A 16,792-nucleotide genomic window follows, 5' to 3' on the forward strand; every position below is an offset into this window, starting at 1 on the left:
ATTCTTGTATCAGGTTGTTGATTAATTAAATAAAACTTGCGGGTACGGGTCGGGTGATTAAAATGCGCCCGGTCCGTACCCGCCAGGTTCTATATTACAGTTGACCGTTATGTCTGAAAGGTTGCTAAACCCGGGGCCTGATAAAGTTATTTTTTGGAGGGTCATCTTATGGATAGTAATTTTGTGGAACAGTTTACCAGGCACAAAAATGAGTTTCTCAAAGAAATGACCAGGGGCAATGTGGAGATCAATTTTAAAAGCGATAGCCCTGCGGACAGTAAAAAGATGATACTGGAATTGTTTGAACAGTGGCTGTTGAGAAAGAATGAGCAGGAGCAATTACAACTGTCTCAAACTACCCGGGATGATACCCAGTCCTTTGATGTATTTCTGGATGATGTTTTATCCCGGGCTAAAAAAATATTGAGTGAGCGGGGCATTAAAATTGCCTATACCTCGCTGAGCAATAAATTTGGCATTACTGAATCCTGGAAATGTATCAGGGTATTTGGCAGTAGTAACATATATTACAGGATAGGAAAAACCCGTCCCCGCAAAGGCCCCAATAAAGGCCGGGAGTACCTGGTGATAGACCTGGTTATGGACGGCAATAAGAAACAAGTATTTGTACCGCTGCTGCAAAAAAAGGATGTTATAGAGCACCGGCTGGGGACTTCTCTGGAGAGGGAACTGCCCAAGGTTGAGGCTACCGGTAAATACCGGTTGAAACTGTTGTTGCCCTATGAGGTGGTAAGGGAAAGAAATAAACGCCTGGCGGCCAAAAAACTTGCGGATTTTGTCGAGGCAACCAAGCCATATCTCAATGAGCTGGGTGTGGTGTGAAAAGGGCGCGGGGATGTGCTGTTGCGATAGACAGGGTTATATCGTAGCAGCACATCGATGGTACTTTTCGAATACCGGGCGCTTTGTTGGCTGCCGGGATGAGAATCCCTTTGGGGCAGGCAGGAGGTAAATAAAGTGTCTGAACAGTCTGAAAAAAGAGTTATTGATATTATGATCCCGGTGCGTAATTATAAAGTAGTATCGCACAACTGCACCGTTGCAGATGCCATTAAAGTATTGCACAGGGGTTTTTACCAACGCAATGCAGGAGGGCAGGGACACAGGTCGGTAATTGTCAGCGATGATTACGGCAACCCGCAGGGTATGGTTACTTTCCGGTCTGTGCTGCAAGCCCTTGAGCCCTTTTTTGCCAGGGCCGATCGTCTTTCCGTGCCCACCTTTTGGGAGGGATTGTTTACGGAAAGGTGTAAACACGAGGCCCAAAAAAGCATAAAAGATATTATGCATCCCATTAATGTTATCGCCCTGGACGCCAACGATACCTTAATTAAGGCAGTGCACGCGATGATTAAACATAAATTGGGCACGCTGCCGGTAAAGAAAAACAACCGCCTGGTTGGTATGGTCAGGGTGAACGAATTGTTTGCCGAAGTATATGATCTGGTGGCCGGTGCCCGGAGCATGGAAGTTAGTAATGGCTACAAAATAGATATTTAAACACCTGTACCAATAGTTAAATAAACGATATGACAAAGCCCGCAAGGGCTTTTTGTCGTGTTAAAAAAAACGGCATAATTAATAAAATATTTCACAAATGTAATTGATTTTTATCTAACTGCAAAATATAATAATATAAATATTACTTATGTACGAGGGGAGAGGGTGGGCAGTGGCTGTGGTTATTAATATGGGTGACTTGCGGGCCGGTGTGCCGGCTAATGAGGAGAATGAACGGAAAAATTTGGCCGAGCGCTGGCTGGAAGAACCTTTCCTGCGGGCGGAACTTGCCAGGGTGGAAATGTGCCGTGCCGACCACCCGAGTCAGGTAAGTGAAGGAGTTATTAATTATTTATTTGCCGGCGCCATGTGCTTATTGGGATGTAGCGCGTTCTGGTTTGTGAAATATGTTATGTAATTAAGTGTGAACTATGGTGCAAGCATAAACGTTTAGCAGGCGATCCCCGGCTGAACGTTTTTGTTTTTGGCTCCCCTGCCGGCATGTGGTATGATATAAAAAATGCCAATTGGCAGTGGGAGGCGTTATCAATTGTCCGGTATCATGCATACGGTTGCCGAGCTTATGGCGGTGTCCGCCAGAACTGCACCCAAATGCTTGGGGCAGGATTATTTGGACATTCAAGTGTTGTCGGGTGACGACCTTCAAAGACTGGCCGATGAAATGGATAAATTCGGCCGGGAAACCGGTAAAGTTAATTTTGACCGTGACGCGGAAAACATCCGGCATTCGGAAGCCGTATTATTCGTGTCGTTACGCGAAAATGTCCCCCTGGGTCTTGATTGTGGTGCCTGTGGACATGAGCAATGTGCTCAATTGGAGAGCCGCCAGGGGCCGGATTTTTTAGGACCGCTATGCGCCTGGCGGGTGATGGACTTGGGGATTGCCCTTGGTTCGGCGGCTAAAACTGCGGGTATCCTGAATGTCGATAACCGGGTTATGTACCGGCCGGCTGTGGTGGCTAAAAAAATGGGTTTGGTCAAGGGGGCCATTGTTTGTGCCATCCCCATCTCGGCCACCAGCAAAAATATATATTTTGACCGGCCGGTAAAATAGCTGTGGGGGGCGCGGGCTATAACCAGGAAAAAGAGAAAGCTTGAGCACATCCGATACGCCATGGAATTGCCCGAGGTGCTACATCATTCCGGTTTTGCCGATCTTCTACTGGTGCATAATGCGCTGCCTGAGCTGGATTGGGACAAGCTGGACACTTCATGCAGTTTCATGGGTAAAAAACTGAAGGCACCACTGATGATTAACGCCATTACCGGGGGGCATTCCGGTGTACTGGGAATTAACCGGGAGTTAGCCAGGGCGGCTGCTTTTACGGGAATTGCCATGGCGGTGGGGTCCCAGCGGGCAGCGCTGGATGATCCGGCGGTGCGGGATACTTTTTCCGTGGCCAGGGAGTTTAATCCCGAAGGCCTGCTGCTGGCCAATCTGAGCGCCCTTTGCACCCTGGAACAGGCGCTGGAAGCCGTGGAAATGATTAATGCCGATGGTATCCAGCTTTATCTTAATGTGAACCAGGAGCTGGCTATGCCCGAGGGGGAAATGAATTTTAGCGGTGTTCTGGAAAATATCAGGAACCTGGCGGCGAATTTACCCGTACCGGTACTGGTTAAAGAAGTCGGTTGCGGCATGGCCCGGGAGACGGTAGCTGCTTTGGCTGATGCCGGAGTGCGCTACATAGATGTCAGCGGTTGGGGCGGTACCAATTTTGCAGCCATTGAGGGAAGGCGTGGCGGCAAGGGGGGTATTGCCCTGGAGCGTTGGGGTATACCCACGGCCATTAGTTTACTAGAGGCCCTTAATGCCGGTAAAACAATATCCGTGGTGGCCTCGGGGGGAGTGCGCACAGCGGAGGACGCTGCCAAGGCTCTGACCGCCGGGGCTTCCCTGGTGGCGCTGGCCGGGCCTTTTTTACGGGTCTTAAAGAAAAGGGGACCCGAGGGGCTGGTTCATTATATCGGTGAATTAATCTCCGGCCTCAAGCGGGTGATGATGCTTACCGGGGCTTCGCACATGGCGGCTCTGGCCAGACGCCCTCTGGTGATTACCGGGTTAACCGCAGCATGGCTTAAGCGGCGTGGTATTGATATTGATTGTTATGCCAGGCGTTGATTTTTTTTGCGGGCAAGCAGGAATTGCCAAGGTGGTGTGGAATAACTATATGGGTTATGATTGACCCTATAATAGGGCCCAGGTGAATTAGGATATATTTCATACAATTGAATACCACAGCAGGTGCCCTTTGGGAAAAGGGAGAATAGGGAACCGGGTGCAATTCCCGGGCGGTCCCGCCACTGTAACCGGGTAGCCCGCGCCATTTATAGCCACTGGTGATGTATCGCCGGGAAGGCGGCGCTTTAGGTGTCGATCCGGAAGCCAGGAGACCTGCCTGCTGTGCGGTAGACTCTTATTAATGAAAGGGTATATCGGTGGATGATGGTAAAGTTCACGGCCTTGTATGGCTGTGAACTTTTTTATCTCTACCGGGCATAGTAAAAATTTATTTACAGGAGGTTTTTTTATGCTGCTGACTGAAACCGTCAACAAGATTGGGATGCTGGATGATGTGGCCATGGCCCAAGCAAAGGAGCGGATGGATAGCTTAATCAAGCCCCCGGGCAGCCTGGGTCAATTGGAGCAGATAGCCCTGAAACTGGCCGGTATATTGGGCCAGCCGCGCCCGCGTATTGGTAAACGGGCTGTTATAGTAATGGCCGGTGATCACGGTGTGACGGATGAAGGGGTAAGCGCAGCGCCCCGGGATGTGACCTGGCAAATGTTGCCCGCTTTTATCAATGGGGTGGCCGGTATCGGAGTGCTGGCCCGGCATGCCGGAGCTTCCATTACGGTGGTGGACGTGGGTGTTGCGGCCGATGTAGATATACCCGGGGTATTAAAGCGCCGGGTCAAGGCGGGCACCGGTAACATTGCCGCCGGGCCGGCCATGACCCGGGATGAGGCTGTGGCGGCGCTGGAAGTGGGTATTGAAGTGGCCCGGGCCGAAATAGAACGGGGTGCCACACTGCTGGCTCTGGGTGATATGGGTATAGGCAATACTACACCCAGCAGTGCCATTTTAGCTGTGCTGGGTGGGTATTCCGTCAATGATGTAACCGGCCGGGGAACCATGATCAATGACGAGGTGCTGGATAAGAAGCGCCGGGCTATAACCCGGGCCTTGGAAATAAATCGTCCTGATCCGGCTGACGGCGTGGATGTTCTGGCCAAAGTGGGTGGCTTGGAAATAGCCGGCCTGGCCGGAGTAGTGCTGGGTTGTGCAGCTAATCGAGTGCCGGTAGTGGTTGACGGGTTTATTACCGGGGCGGCTGCTCTAATTGCCGCTGCCATAAAGCCCGAGTCCAAAAATTATATGCTGGCTTCTCACTTGTCCGGTGAGCCCGGTCACGGGTTAATGCTTGAACTCTTAGGGCTGACCCCCTTGCTACACATGGGGATGCGTTTGGGAGAAGGAACCGGAGCAGCCCTGGCTATGCATATTATTGACGCTGCCTGCCGGGTATTGGATGAAATGGTTACTTTCCAGGAAGCCGGCGTTATGGATATGGACGAAGAAAAGCTGCTCCAGGAGCATAGGTAGTATTTAGAACTCCCTGGGTTTGCAGATAATCTCCTTTACCTTGGTATCAAAGAAGTGGTTGGAATGGGCGGGCGCAATGACCGCAGCGGTATCGGCGCCTTTGCCCGTTCCGCCGATGGCAATGATTTCTTCCCCATATGGAATTAGCCCGGCATCCAGTGCCATGCCACTAATCTCCACACATACTTTAACCCCCTGGCCCAGCATGCGCAGGGTTTGGGCCATAATTTCGGAGGGGTAAACACCACCGAATTTATTGCGGATGGCCCGGTCCACTCCGGCCAACAGGTGGGTGGTAAATAATACCTGGATGCCCTTTTGATTGAGCTCGGCCAGAACTTCGTCACTCATGCGCCTGCTGCCCGGGTTGTCAAAGCCCACATGGTAGCTGACACATACCACCCGGCGGCCGCAATCAATTAATTTGCGGGCGGTATCCCCGCTGCTGGACGCTACGACGAGGTAATTGATATTTCTTTGGTTAGCCCTTTCCAGTGCGGCCTTTATGGTCGCATCGGTATTTTCGGGGCCTTTTTTTTCCCAGTACATAAAAAACCTCCCGGTATGTTTTTAACCCCCATTTTAGCCCAGTGCTTACAATTTGACAAGCACTGGGCTAAAAAAATAACGCCCCCTAGAAGGAGCGTTGGAAGAGGAGTATCATTTAAAAACTTGGGAGTATCTTGTCACTGCTATTATATATGTAAAAACAGGGTTTTATCTGTCAAACAAGTGACAAAGGCAGGTATTTTATCCGACAGATGACCGGTATTTACATAGAAAACTATTTGATTATTATGTTGTTAGCCTGTGCAGTAACTGGCAGGACGGGGCTGGTGAACTAAATTAAAAAATGTGTTATGATGAATAAAAAATAAAAGGCCTGACGGCCTTTTTGGTGGACGAGAGGGGATTCGAACCCCCGACCCCTGCGTTGCGAACGCAATGCTCTCCCGCTGAGCTACACGCCCCTGTACAATTTAATGAACAGAAACTATAATAGCATAAAATTCACTGATAATCAAGGGCTAAGTGTGGATTAAACAATATAAGCCAGTCAGATTGCTGCACTGGTTTGATACCGGTATACTAATTCAGAAAGATGACGGATGACCGCCACAGCTTCCCTATAACCGGGTGTTTCTTTGCTGGTAACCACTAGTATATAGGGCTGTTTAGGATGGGCAACGTAGGCGACATCATTATACGTTTCAGATGGAGGCCAGGTACCTATTTTATTGGCCACCTTTATATCCGGAGGCAGAGGCGCGGGGATGCGGTCTTTGAGCTTATTGTCAAACAGGTTTTCCAACAGCTTTTCCCCTGCCGGTTGCCGGGCCAAGCGCAGTACCTCCTGCATGTACAGCGCTAAATCACGGGGGCAGGTGATGTTTTGTTCATTGTCCACCACCTGTCCACCCAGGGAGCGCATAAATTCTTTTACATTTTCCTTGCCCAGGCGATCCAATAAAATATTAGTGGCCACGTTATCGCTGTAGAGTATGGAGTAATCGGCCAGTTGGGCTATGGTATAACTTTCTCCGGGCGGTTGGTTTTGCAGTATTCCGGTGCCACCTTCAAGGTGCTTGTCCCTGAAAAACAGCCGCTCGGACAAATTTAACTGCCCCTGGTCCGCCGCGCGGTAAAGGTATAGATTCATAGGTACCTTAAAGGTGCTGGCGGCATGAAAGACTGTACGGGAGTTATACCCAAACCCCCGGCCCGAATTTATATCAATGAAGTAAAGCCCGTAAACACCGGGTTGTTTATCCAGGTAACCGGCGATTTGTTCTTGCAGCGGTGAGTAATCAGGTACCGCGGAGGAGTTTTTTTTAAGCGGTTCACTGATACCTGCGGCGCCGGTTAGCAGCAACACCGTTAACAACGCATATAAAGCAGTTTTATTAAAGCGCAAGGGTAAGCCTCCCGTATTTATTTTGTTTAATTATTACAATATTACCATAATAAGTAAATATAGTCCAGTACACGGTTTTTTACTCAAGCGGAATCACAAATTGCGAAAAAAAATGTCAGTTTAAGTATGGAGCTAAAATATGCTATTTAATCCCTTTGCTATGATAAATAAAGAAGATGTACGTCGTAGTGTGGAAAAATTACGCAGGCAACACCCGGACCTGACCAACCGGGAGTTATGCGAACTAATTATTGCCCGTAAGAGCAGGTTGTGTGCGGCCAGTGGTGCGATTACCGCTTTACCCGCCGCCGTGCCGGTTGTTGGCACGCTTGTAACCCTGGTGGGCGGCACGGCACTGGATATGGCGGCGGTGGGATACTTTACTGCAGAGATGATTTTGGAAATGTCCGCTGTATACGGGCGCGATTTAAACCTGTCCAGGGTGTCCAGGGAAGCGTTATGGGTAATGGCTTCAGCGGTTGGTGCGGATGCAGCCGGTAAAACCATCGGCAAATCAGCGGTGCAGCAAATGAATAATCAATTCTTTACACGATTGGTACGGGAGGTGCTTGTATCTCTGGGTATCAGGGCCTCCCAGCGATCGGTGCTGAAAGTGATTCCCTTTTTAGGGGCCATCATCTCGGGTTCAGTTAACTACTTTGTCTGTCGAAAGATCGGGGGTATTGCTGCAAACTATTATGAAAAGCATCACGATGAAACCTGGGTGGGAGAAACCATAGACATTGAAGGGAAGGTTATCGAATAAAAAAATAAGCCCTGGTTATGACAAACCGGGCTCAGGTTTATATATCTATGTATTCCACTGTTATATCGGGTTGGTCCCATAAACGCCTGATTATCTGGCCAACCTCCTTCGGGTTGCCGCTGGTATAAAAGATACCCGTACCTATGGCGGCAGACTCTGCCAGCAAGTCTTCCGATTGTAAAACCTGGTGTACTCTTTTGGCCACAGCGCAGCCGGTATCGATTACCTTTACCTCGGGTCCCATTATGGACTCCACCAGGGGGCGCAAGAAGGGATAATGGGTGCAGCCCAATACCACGGTATCCACGGCGCTTTTAATGAGCGGGTTAAGAAACTTGTGCAGTAATTCGGCTGTTTCCGGGGCGTTTAAGAGTCCCATCTCCACCTGCTCCACCAGACCGGGGCAGGGTACATTAATGACCTCTATGTCGCCTGCAAAACGGGTTAAAAGGGAATTAAACCGTTCTCCGTTAATGGTGACACCTGTGGCCAGGACACCTACTTTGCCGTTGCGGGTTATCTCGGCGGCAGGTTTGATGGCGGGTTCCATGCCCACAATGGGTATTGAAAAATGCCGGCGTAAATAATCCAAACCTGCTATAGAGGCGGTATTGCACGCGGCGACTATAACTTTTGCTCCGGAGCCTATTAAGAATTCGGTGATTTTAGTTATTCGGCGACGTATGTTTTCCGGTGGTTTTACTCCATATGGACAATGGGCGGAATCGGCAAAATAAAGAAAGTCTTCACCGGGCAGCAGGCGGCGGATTTCCTTCAATACCGATATACCTCCCACACCCGAATCAAAAATCCCTATGGGATTCGGGTTGGGCAAGGGCGCCTCACCTCAATTCCTGTAATATTCCATATTAGAATATCATTTTAACCTGTAGCATGCAATATACAAGCGGTGCGGTTATCTCCCGCTTGTTCTGCCGTGATACAGCTGGTGCGCGGCGGCCAGTACCGTGGCCAGGGTTAAGAGGCCTGCTATTAAATGATATCTATCTGCACCCGCAATCCCCGCGTAAGCGGCCAACCCCAACACGGCGGTAATGATGGTGATTATAGCCGTAAGGGCGGCCAGTAGTTTTAACATGGGCATTCACTCCCTTTCGCACACTTCCTTTATCGATATGTATATTTAACACGTGGCAAAGACTTTCCTTTTAATAATTTTGCGAGTAAAATATATATTACGGTGTAATATTCCAATTGACATACGGCCGGATTTAAAATATAATTATACTTGTTTCACGAAAGTTGCCGGAGTGGCGGAACTGGCAGACGCAAGGGACTTAAAATCCCTCGATCAGCAATGATCGTACCGGTTCGATTCCGGTCTCCGGCACCACTTGATATGCCAGTTAATGCACCCCGTTTTCGGTGGGTGCGTTAACTTTTTTATTTTTATAGGCTGGCTGCCCCCACTTAGGTCTTGCAAGAAAGTTGATTGGTCAACATCCTTCTGGCTATATCTTGAATTTCACCTTTATTAATAACCAGTTAAGTATAATAATAAATCTACAATATCTCATTAATCGAACATAATCATCGCATAACGATCGTCTCGTCACGTCCCGGCAAGAACAGCGGCAAAAAAGCGCAGGTGAACCCTATCCCCTGCGCTTTTTTTGCGCCCCTATTCAGGTTTGAACAAGCTGTTACATCGCTGCTACCCGTTTGAGCTACCAGGGGCACCGTATGGATGAGGCTAAGGAAGGCACGAGTGCTTGAACATTCTCCATACAGGATATAGAAGCAACCTGTCCAAACGTAAGCCGGCCGGCCATGTATTACTGGCCGTGTAAAAAGTGAAGGTATGTTTGACTCTACGGTGCCTGGCCGACATGCCCGGTGGTTGAGGAAGTAGCTGCAAGAAGCAGTAAAACAAATAAGTGAACCAGGGGGACGGTTCCCCTGGTTCGTAAATCTTTATTATTGTAGAACAGATTATTCACCCAAATAGGCCGAGCGAACCTTTTCATCCTTCTGTAGTTTCTTGGCGTCCCCGGACAGTACCACCCGGCCTGTTTCCAGTACATAGGCCCGGTGAGCCACCTGAAGGGCCATAAATGCGTTTTGTTCCACCAGTAATATGGTGGTACCCTGGCTGTTGATGGTGGAAATGATGGAGAATATCTCTTCCACCAGCTTGGGGGAAAGGCCCATGGATGGTTCATCCAGCAGCAGCAGTTTGGGCTTGGACATAATGCCCCGGCCAATGGCCAGCATTTGCTGTTCACCGCCCGAGAGGGTGCCGGCAAGCTGGTTGGCACGCTCCTTTAGACGGGGGAACCGGGCAAATACTTCATCCAGTGAGGCGGCAATTTCTCCCTTGTCCCCCCTTGTAAAGGCACCCATACGCAAATTCTCCAGCACCGTCATGTCGCCGATTACTTTGCGCCCTTCGGGTACGTGGGAAAGCCCCTGAGCTACTATTGTATGTGGAGCCTTGCCGGTAATATCCTGTCCCTGGAAGGTGATGGTGCCTGTTTTGGGTTTTATCAGCGACGAGATGGTACGCAATGTAGTGCTTTTGCCCGCTCCGTTGGCCCCAATCAGGGTCACAATTTCACCTTGTTTTACTTCAAAAGATACCCCGTGCAGGGCTTTGATCAAACCGTAGTAAACTTCCAGATCTTTAACTTCCAGCATCAGGCCGACGCCCCCTTGCCCAGGTATGCTTCCAATACCTTTGGATCTTTTCTTATATCTTCCGGTAGCCCGGCGGCAATCACCTGGCCGAAGTCCATGACCACCACCCGCTCACAGAGGTTCCTCACCAGTCCCATCTGGTGTTCGATGACCAGCACTGTAAGGTTGAATTGAGCTTTAACGTTTTTGATCAGCTGTACCAGGTTTACCACCTCGGAAGGGTTCATGCCGGCGGCGGGTTCATCCAGCAGCAAAAGCTTGGGGTTGCTGGCCAGAGCCCTGGCTATTTCCAGCCGACGCTGATCCCCGTAAGGCAGGCTGGCTGCAGTATCATTGGCCCGGTCGGCTAAATTTAAAATTTCCAGCAGGTTCATGGCCGCACCGGTAATTCTTTTCTCCTCGGACCGGAACCTGGGAGTACGGAAAACTGCCCCCAGGAGTCCATAGTTCGTTGTGGAGTGAAAGGCGGCTCGCACATTATCCAGCACAGTATTATTCTTAAAAAGCCGGATATTCTGGAATGTCCTGGCAATGCCGGTGTTGCAAATATCGTAGGGGGCTTTGTTTACCAAACTGTGTCCTTCAAAGATTATCTCTCCTGAGGTGGGGGGAAAATGACCGGTAATTAAATTAAATACCGTGGTTTTACCAGCCCCGTTGGGACCGATCAGGCCGACCACTTCACCCGGCTCAAGGGTCAGATCGAAATGGTTGACGGCTTGTAGCCCGCCGAAGGACTTGCACAGGTTACTAACTTTGAGAAGTGACATTTTGCTTACCCCCCTTTGTCAGCACGGCCTGCGGTGTTAAAAAGCCAATTTCCTTATTACCGAACAGCCCTTGCCGGCGCACCAGAACAAGAATAATCAGTAGCAACGCGTAAATAACTCCGCGCCAGTCCATGAACGCCTCGCCCAGCATGAATCGCAACCCTTCCTGCAGGAACACCCAGCCAACGGCGGTGACCACTGTGCCCGTGAGGCTACCCATGCCCCCGGCCACTACAATAATTAGGAAGTTGAAGGATTGTAAAAAATCAAAGCTGCTGGGGTGTAAAAACGGGTACCGGTGGGCATAGATGGCACCGGCCAGCCCGGCCAGGGCACAACCGAATACAAATACCAGCATTTTATATTTGGCCGGGTTGATGCCCACTGCCTTGGTGGCAATTTCGTCTTCCCTGATGGAAGTACAGACCCGTCCATAGGTGGAATGTAAAAAATTACGGGAAATAATAATCGCCAGCAGGGTAAACAATAACACCCATTCAAAGGTGGCCACCTGGGGCACGCCGGTCATACCGGTGGCACCGCCCAACTCCGGAATCAGGCGGTTGCCGTTATCCAGAGCAACCTTGACGATCACACCGAAGCCCAGGGTGGCGATACCCAGGTAGTCCGATTGCAGCCTTAGTACGGGTTTGCCGATTAAATATGCCACCAGGGCGGTAAACAGCGTACCCACCAGCAGCGCCAGCAAAAAGGAGGGGATGCCACCCGTGCCCAGCATCTTACCGGTTAAGCCGGCGCTGTATGCTCCCAAACCGTAAAATGCCGCGTGGCCGATGGAAAACTGTCCTGTAAAACCAAAAATCAGGCTCAAACCCAGGGCGCCGATGACGTAAATCATACTCTGGTCTAAAACTCGTTGCCAGTAAGGGTTTAACAAACCCGTCACAATGGCGGCTTTAACTAAAACATAGAAAATTATTACACCGGCAATTGAACTAATTAAATGCTTATTTTTACTTCCCATATACAATACCGCCTTTTAAACCTTTTCTGTTTCAGTTCGTCCGAGGATGCCCGTCGGCTTAAATAACAGCACAATAATAAGAATAGCGAAGGCAATGGCATCGCGCAACTGGGAGGAAATGAATGCAACCGTCATTGTTTCCACCTGGCCCATGATTAATGCTCCTAACACGGCACCGGGGATAAGGCCGATACCACCCAGCACCGCAGCGGTAAAAGCTTTTAAACCGGGCATAATACCCATAAATGGCTGGATCTGCGGGTAAGCTATAGCATACAACACGCCGCCCATTGCCGCCATAGCCGAGCCAAGGGCAAAGGTGAATGAAATGGTGCGGTCCACGTTGACGCCCATCAGTCGTGCGGCGTCGTGGTCAAAGGATACAGTACGCATGGCCGCGCCAATTTTAGTGCGGTGTACAATCCAGAGTAATAAGATTAGCATACATATTACGGTCACCAGGATTAGTAATTGAATATTGGTAATGGTAACACCGCCAATTTGCCAGCTTATTTCGGGCAGCGGGCGTTGTACTACCCGGTAGTTGGGTCCGAACATAAATTTAAGGGAACAAAAGTACTCCAGGAAAAAGGATACGCCGATGGCGCTGATCAAGGCAATCATACGGGGTGCATAGCGCAGTGGACGGTAAGCGATACGTTCAATCACCATTCCCAAAATTGCGCAGAACACCATGGCCACTATAATGGCCAAGGGCCATGGCAGTCCCCAGTAAGTGAATCCGAAATAGCCCACGAACGCGCCCACCATGAACACATCGCCGTGGGCGAAATTTATTAACTTTACAATACCGTACACCATGGTATAGCCAAGGGCGATTAGAGCATAAACCAAACCCAGCTGGATACCGTTGATCACCTGTTCTAGAAAAAACTCCATATCCTCTATCCTCCCAAAAAACGACATACCGGGGGAGTGACCCCCGGTTTATGAATTAATTAAGGTTGAACGTTGGTAACGAACTTATAGCTACCATCCTTTTGAACTTGGAGGATAGCGGCGGATTTTACAGGGTTGCCGTCAGCATCGAAGGTAATGTTGCCGGAGACCACCGGGAAATCTTTAATGGCCTGCATGGCATCTTTAATTTTGGCCGGGTCATTGGAATTTGCATCTTCAATGGCCTTTAACAACAACTTGGTGGCGTCATAAGCCAGAGTGGCGAAGGAATCCGGTTCGGTGTTGTATTTTTCTTTGTACTTGGTGACCCAGTTTGCTACTTCCGGGCGCGGGTCGTCAGAGGAATAATGGGCGGTGAAATAACCGCCATCCATGGTGGCAAAGTCCAGATCGCTGGAATCCCAGCCGTCACCGCCCAGGAAAACGGCGGTAATGCCTTTATCCCGAGCTTGCTTGCCGATCAAGCTGACTTTTTGGTAGTAGTCGGGAAGGTACAAAATGTCCGGCTTTTGTTTAGAAATATTTGTCAATACTGCGGAGAAGTCAACATCTTCTTTGGCATAAGCCTCTTCGGCAACAATTTGGCCGCCTGCTTTTTCAAACTCTTCCTTGAAAGCCTGGGACAGGCCTACAGTGTAATCATTACCCTGGTCGAACATGATGGCGGCGGTTTTAGCTTGTAACTCATCCACTGCAAACTTGGCTGCCACGGTACCCTGGAATGGGTCGATGAAACAGGCCCGAAAAACGTAATCTTTACGTTCCGGATCCATGGTTACTTTGGCGGCTGTACCCGTGGGGGAAATCATCACTACCCCCTTGGCCTGGGCCATGGATGAGGCCGGAATGGTGCACTTGGAGGTGACTGACCCTACAATGGCATCCACCTGATCCTGGTCGATGAGCTTGGTGGCCACGTTGGTGGCTTCGGTGGCATCATTGCGGTCATCAGCCACTACTTTTTCAATGGTGTAATCTCCGGCTTTGTAGTTTGCTTCTTCCAGGGCCAGCTCAAAGCCCTTTTGTACTGATTCACCATAAGTTTTCACATCACCTTGCAGGGGTGTCATTAGACCGATTTTAACTACTTTATCGTCACCGGCACCTCCGGCCTGTTCGTTTGTGCCCCCACAACCGCTTACTAAAAGGGCCAAACCCATTACAGCCACTAATAAAAACAAAAACCATTTTGATTGACGCAATATTCTTCCCCTCCTAAATTAATACATAAATACCTAATGGTTAGTCAATGTTTTGATATGTTATCTCATCACTCCTTTATAATTAATTATTCAAGGTTAATCAATTATAAAAAATATTCTGTTTACAAGGTTATTTTCCTTCCTGTAATAGGCCAACCTTCATAATTTTTTGTTATTTTTGTAGACTTATGTTGAGGCGAGTCTATGCCATATGTTGACCAAATATCGTTTAAGCAACCAGGAGAAATGCGAAATATCTGATAGGTTACCCAAGATGCTCTTGGAAAAGATTTAGAAAATTTATCGAAAAACAAGCTTTGATGCCAGGTATTAAAAAAGATTTTAATAAAACCTTTTAATACCTGGCATCACCGGGGATGTTTATTATGCATGCTTTTTTTGAACAGACTGTAAAAATTCACCATGGTTCAAATTAAATAATATGGGGTCACTGCTTATTTTGATCCGTTCGACAATTTTGGCTTTATACTTTAATGACCTTCGCAATGACAATCCCCACTATACTCTTTTCCGCAAACACCTAATAAGTTTACCGTACCGGCTTTAGTCATCATTAAAATGACTATCACTCTATCCAGTACAGAGGCCCCAATATATTTTAAATAGCCGTTTAACATCTTTCCGGCTTGAGCCCCACTGCCGATCCTGTCAGCATCAAGCATGGCAATTTCCCGCAGGGGAGAATAATCGGCGGTGACCTCTTCTACACCATAAAGAGACAGTCCAACATCCAGCAGTTCAAGGGCAGTTATCTCGTTTTCCAGGCAGTATCGGGAAAAGGATTCCAGGCTTATCGAAGACGACACAGGCGTAAAGAAATTGGTTTGCAACTCAGGTTCCATAAAACAGGGAGTGTTATATCCTACCTGAAACATGGTGCCGCACATCGACTTTAACAGGTATGCGATCCCCCGAAAACGAAGCCTGTCGTTTCCTATTTTATCGTTCAAATACTGTACAGCCTCATCAGCATAATTACGGCACTTGGAGTACCTGATGTGATCCTCCAAATCATTTTCATCTAACAGGGACCTCAACAATTTAGAAGTGCCGATGTCCAGCAAATGACGCCAATCCATATTCTCTTCGTTGCATATTTGGGCAATTTTTTGAACCTTATCCCCGCTTGTATAAGGGGAAAATACATTAATTTGAGGTTTATTGTACATATTTTGCACATCCTTTTAATTATTGTAAATTTTAATATGTGTATTCTTGGGATAAAAATTCGCCACAAATCGCTCGTGAATGGTCAAAATTAAGCGGCAGTTTGAATTAATAGCCCGGTAACGCAAAAAAAGAGAATACATAACCAAAAAAATGCCTCCAAGGTTTTAATTCCCGGAGGCATTGCTTTTTATAAAAATAATATTTTTTGTGGTATAAAAGTCAAATGGTGCGAGTAATAAAAGAAACAATCAAGTATATTAGTCCCGCCAGTATAGCGGTAATAGGCAATGTGATAAGCCAGGCAGTGACCATTCTTTGTGCCGTCCCCCATTTAACTGAATGGACACTTTTTGCCGAACCAACGCCCATAATGGCAGAGGATATTACATGGGTGGTGCTTACTGGTTGACCCAAGGCGGTGGCGGTGATAATTACCGATGCTGATGTAAAATCAGAGGCAAAACCACTGATTGGCTGCAATTTGATGATTTTGGTGCCTACGGTTTTGATGATTCTCCAACCGCCCACTGATGTTCCCAGCGCCATGGCCACGGCGCATGACAGTTTGACCCAAAAGGGTATATCCAGTGTTTGGTGTAATCCACCGGCAATTAAAGCAAAGGTGATAATGCCCATGGATTTTTGGGCATCATTGGTGCCGTGGCTAAATGCCTGAAATGCTGCGGTGATCACTTGCATTGTTCTAAAACCGCGATTGACAATGTGGGGGTTGGCATTTTTAAAAATAAACCTGAGTACCGACATAATGACATAGCCAACGGCAAAGGCCAAAAAGGGAGATAATATAAGGGCTTGGATAATTGTTATAAAACCTTTTAAATTAACCCCGGCTAAACCTGCGGCAGCAAAGGCTGAACCCGCCAAAGAGCCGATCAGGGCATGGGAAGAACTGCTTGGTATACCGTAATACCATGTTATAAGGTTCCAAGCAATGGCTGCAATTAAAGCTGCTATAACAATGGCCAAACCGTTTTCCAGTTTAAAGGGATCGGCAATTTGACCGCCAATGGTTTTGGCCACGCCGGTAAAGGTAAGTGCACCAATTAAATTCATTATGGAAGCTAAAACTATAGCAGTCCTTGGAGTTAAGGCCTTTGTAGATACCGAAGTGGCAATAGCATTGGCGGTATCATGAAAGCCGTTTATAAAGTCAAAGGAAAGGGCCATAACAACAACACAAACTAACAAAATGGTTAGATCCATAACCTTTCTC

The 16,792-nt window shown here is 48.3% G+C and carries 18 protein-coding genes, 2 tRNA genes and 1 riboswitch; of the genes, 8 read left to right on the forward strand and 12 right to left on the reverse strand.

All coding sequences use genetic code 11. From position 1 onward, the window contains the following. Positions 1–168 precede the first annotated feature (168 nt). From LX24_RS02565 to cobT, 6 genes are all read left to right on the forward strand, one after another. On the forward strand, positions 169–843 hold the full coding sequence (locus LX24_RS02565; protein WP_166510573.1) for a hypothetical protein: 675 nt from the start codon (positions 169–171) through the stop codon (positions 841–843). Positions 844–978: 135 nt separating this feature from the next. After that, positions 979–1,521, forward strand: a complete 543-nt coding sequence (locus LX24_RS02570; protein ID WP_166510574.1) for a CBS domain-containing protein — start codon at positions 979–981, stop codon at positions 1,519–1,521. Positions 1,522–1,693: 172 nt separating this feature from the next. Beyond that, positions 1,694–1,939 carry a hypothetical protein gene (locus tag LX24_RS02575; RefSeq protein ID WP_166510575.1) on the forward strand — a complete coding sequence of 82 codons (246 nt, stop codon included), beginning with the start codon at positions 1,694–1,696 and terminating at the stop codon, positions 1,937–1,939. 132 nt (positions 1,940–2,071) lie between these two features. Beyond that, positions 2,072–2,596: a ferredoxin domain-containing protein gene (locus tag LX24_RS02580; RefSeq protein ID WP_243131581.1), complete on the forward strand. Its 525-nt coding sequence runs from the start codon at positions 2,072–2,074 to the stop codon at positions 2,594–2,596. 18 nt (positions 2,597–2,614) lie between these two features. Continuing rightward, positions 2,615–3,664 (forward strand): type 2 isopentenyl-diphosphate Delta-isomerase, encoded by a 1,050-nt coding sequence (gene fni / locus LX24_RS02585; protein ID WP_166510706.1) that lies wholly within the window; start codon positions 2,615–2,617, stop codon positions 3,662–3,664. 104 nt (positions 3,665–3,768) lie between these two features. Next, positions 3,769–3,959, forward strand: a riboswitch (cobalamin riboswitch). Positions 3,960–4,073: 114 nt separating this feature from the next. Then, on the forward strand, positions 4,074–5,150 hold the full coding sequence (gene cobT, locus LX24_RS02590) for a nicotinate-nucleotide--dimethylbenzimidazole phosphoribosyltransferase (RefSeq protein ID WP_166510576.1): 1,077 nt from the start codon (positions 4,074–4,076) through the stop codon (positions 5,148–5,150). A gap of 3 nt (positions 5,151–5,153) precedes the next feature. Here cobT and LX24_RS02595 read toward each other — a convergent pair whose 3' ends face one another. The 3 genes from LX24_RS02595 to LX24_RS02605 form a co-directional block, all read right to left on the reverse strand. Beyond that, on the reverse strand, positions 5,154–5,699 hold the full coding sequence (locus LX24_RS02595; RefSeq protein WP_166510577.1) for a pyruvate kinase alpha/beta domain-containing protein: 546 nt from the start codon (positions 5,697–5,699) through the stop codon (positions 5,154–5,156). Positions 5,700–6,046: 347 nt separating this feature from the next. After that, a tRNA-Ala gene (locus tag LX24_RS02600) sits at positions 6,047–6,121 on the reverse strand. A gap of 86 nt (positions 6,122–6,207) precedes the next feature. After that, complete coding sequence (locus tag LX24_RS02605; RefSeq protein ID WP_166510578.1) at positions 6,208–7,065, reverse strand: serine hydrolase; 858 nt, start codon at positions 7,063–7,065, stop codon at positions 6,208–6,210. Between the two features lie 139 nt (positions 7,066–7,204). Here LX24_RS02605 and LX24_RS02610 point away from each other — a divergent pair, with 139 nt between their 5' ends. Further along, entirely contained in the window at positions 7,205–7,831 is a 627-nt protein-coding gene (locus LX24_RS02610) for an EcsC family protein (RefSeq protein WP_166510579.1), read from the forward strand. A 37-nt stretch (positions 7,832–7,868) separates the two neighbouring features. Here LX24_RS02610 and murI read toward each other — a convergent pair whose 3' ends face one another. Together murI and LX24_RS02620 are read right to left on the reverse strand one after the other, a co-directional pair. Then, positions 7,869–8,666 (reverse strand): glutamate racemase, encoded by a 798-nt coding sequence (gene murI, locus LX24_RS02615; RefSeq protein WP_166510580.1) that lies wholly within the window; start codon positions 8,664–8,666, stop codon positions 7,869–7,871. 81 nt (positions 8,667–8,747) lie between these two features. After that, positions 8,748–8,930 (reverse strand): hypothetical protein, encoded by a 183-nt coding sequence (locus LX24_RS02620; RefSeq protein ID WP_166510581.1) that lies wholly within the window; start codon positions 8,928–8,930, stop codon positions 8,748–8,750. Between the two features lie 166 nt (positions 8,931–9,096). Here LX24_RS02620 and LX24_RS02625 point away from each other — a divergent pair. Further along, positions 9,097–9,185, forward strand: a tRNA-Leu gene (locus tag LX24_RS02625). Positions 9,186–9,784: 599 nt separating this feature from the next. Here the strand turns inward: LX24_RS02625 and LX24_RS02630 are convergent. The 7 genes from LX24_RS02630 to LX24_RS02660 form a co-directional block, all read right to left on the reverse strand. Beyond that, a complete protein-coding gene (locus LX24_RS02630) occupies positions 9,785–10,489 on the reverse strand; it encodes an ABC transporter ATP-binding protein (RefSeq protein WP_166510582.1) in 705 nt (234 codons plus the stop codon). Then, entirely contained in the window at positions 10,489–11,259 is a 771-nt protein-coding gene (locus LX24_RS02635; protein WP_166510583.1) for an ABC transporter ATP-binding protein, read from the reverse strand. The genes LX24_RS02630 and LX24_RS02635 overlap by 1 nt, the downstream gene beginning before the upstream one ends. After that, positions 11,240–12,244, reverse strand: coding sequence for a branched-chain amino acid ABC transporter permease (locus LX24_RS02640; protein ID WP_166510584.1), 1,005 nt, complete (start codon positions 12,242–12,244; stop codon positions 11,240–11,242). Before LX24_RS02640 ends, LX24_RS02635 begins: the two co-directional genes overlap by 20 nt. A gap of 15 nt (positions 12,245–12,259) precedes the next feature. Then, entirely contained in the window at positions 12,260–13,144 is an 885-nt protein-coding gene (locus tag LX24_RS02645) for a branched-chain amino acid ABC transporter permease (RefSeq protein WP_166510585.1), read from the reverse strand. 59 nt (positions 13,145–13,203) lie between these two features. After that, positions 13,204–14,367: an ABC transporter substrate-binding protein gene (locus LX24_RS02650; protein ID WP_166510586.1), complete on the reverse strand. Its 1,164-nt coding sequence runs from the start codon at positions 14,365–14,367 to the stop codon at positions 13,204–13,206. Positions 14,368–14,858: 491 nt separating this feature from the next. Then, entirely contained in the window at positions 14,859–15,557 is a 699-nt protein-coding gene (locus LX24_RS02655; protein ID WP_166510587.1) for a hypothetical protein, read from the reverse strand. A gap of 220 nt (positions 15,558–15,777) precedes the next feature. After that, positions 15,778–16,782 (reverse strand): inorganic phosphate transporter, encoded by a 1,005-nt coding sequence (locus LX24_RS02660; RefSeq protein ID WP_166510588.1) that lies wholly within the window; start codon positions 16,780–16,782, stop codon positions 15,778–15,780. Positions 16,783–16,792: the final 10 nt, after the last annotated feature.

The sequence above is a fragment of the Desulfallas thermosapovorans DSM 6562 genome, assembly GCF_008124625.1.
Classification (GTDB): domain Bacteria; phylum Bacillota; class Desulfotomaculia; order Desulfotomaculales; family Desulfallaceae; genus Sporotomaculum; species Sporotomaculum thermosapovorans.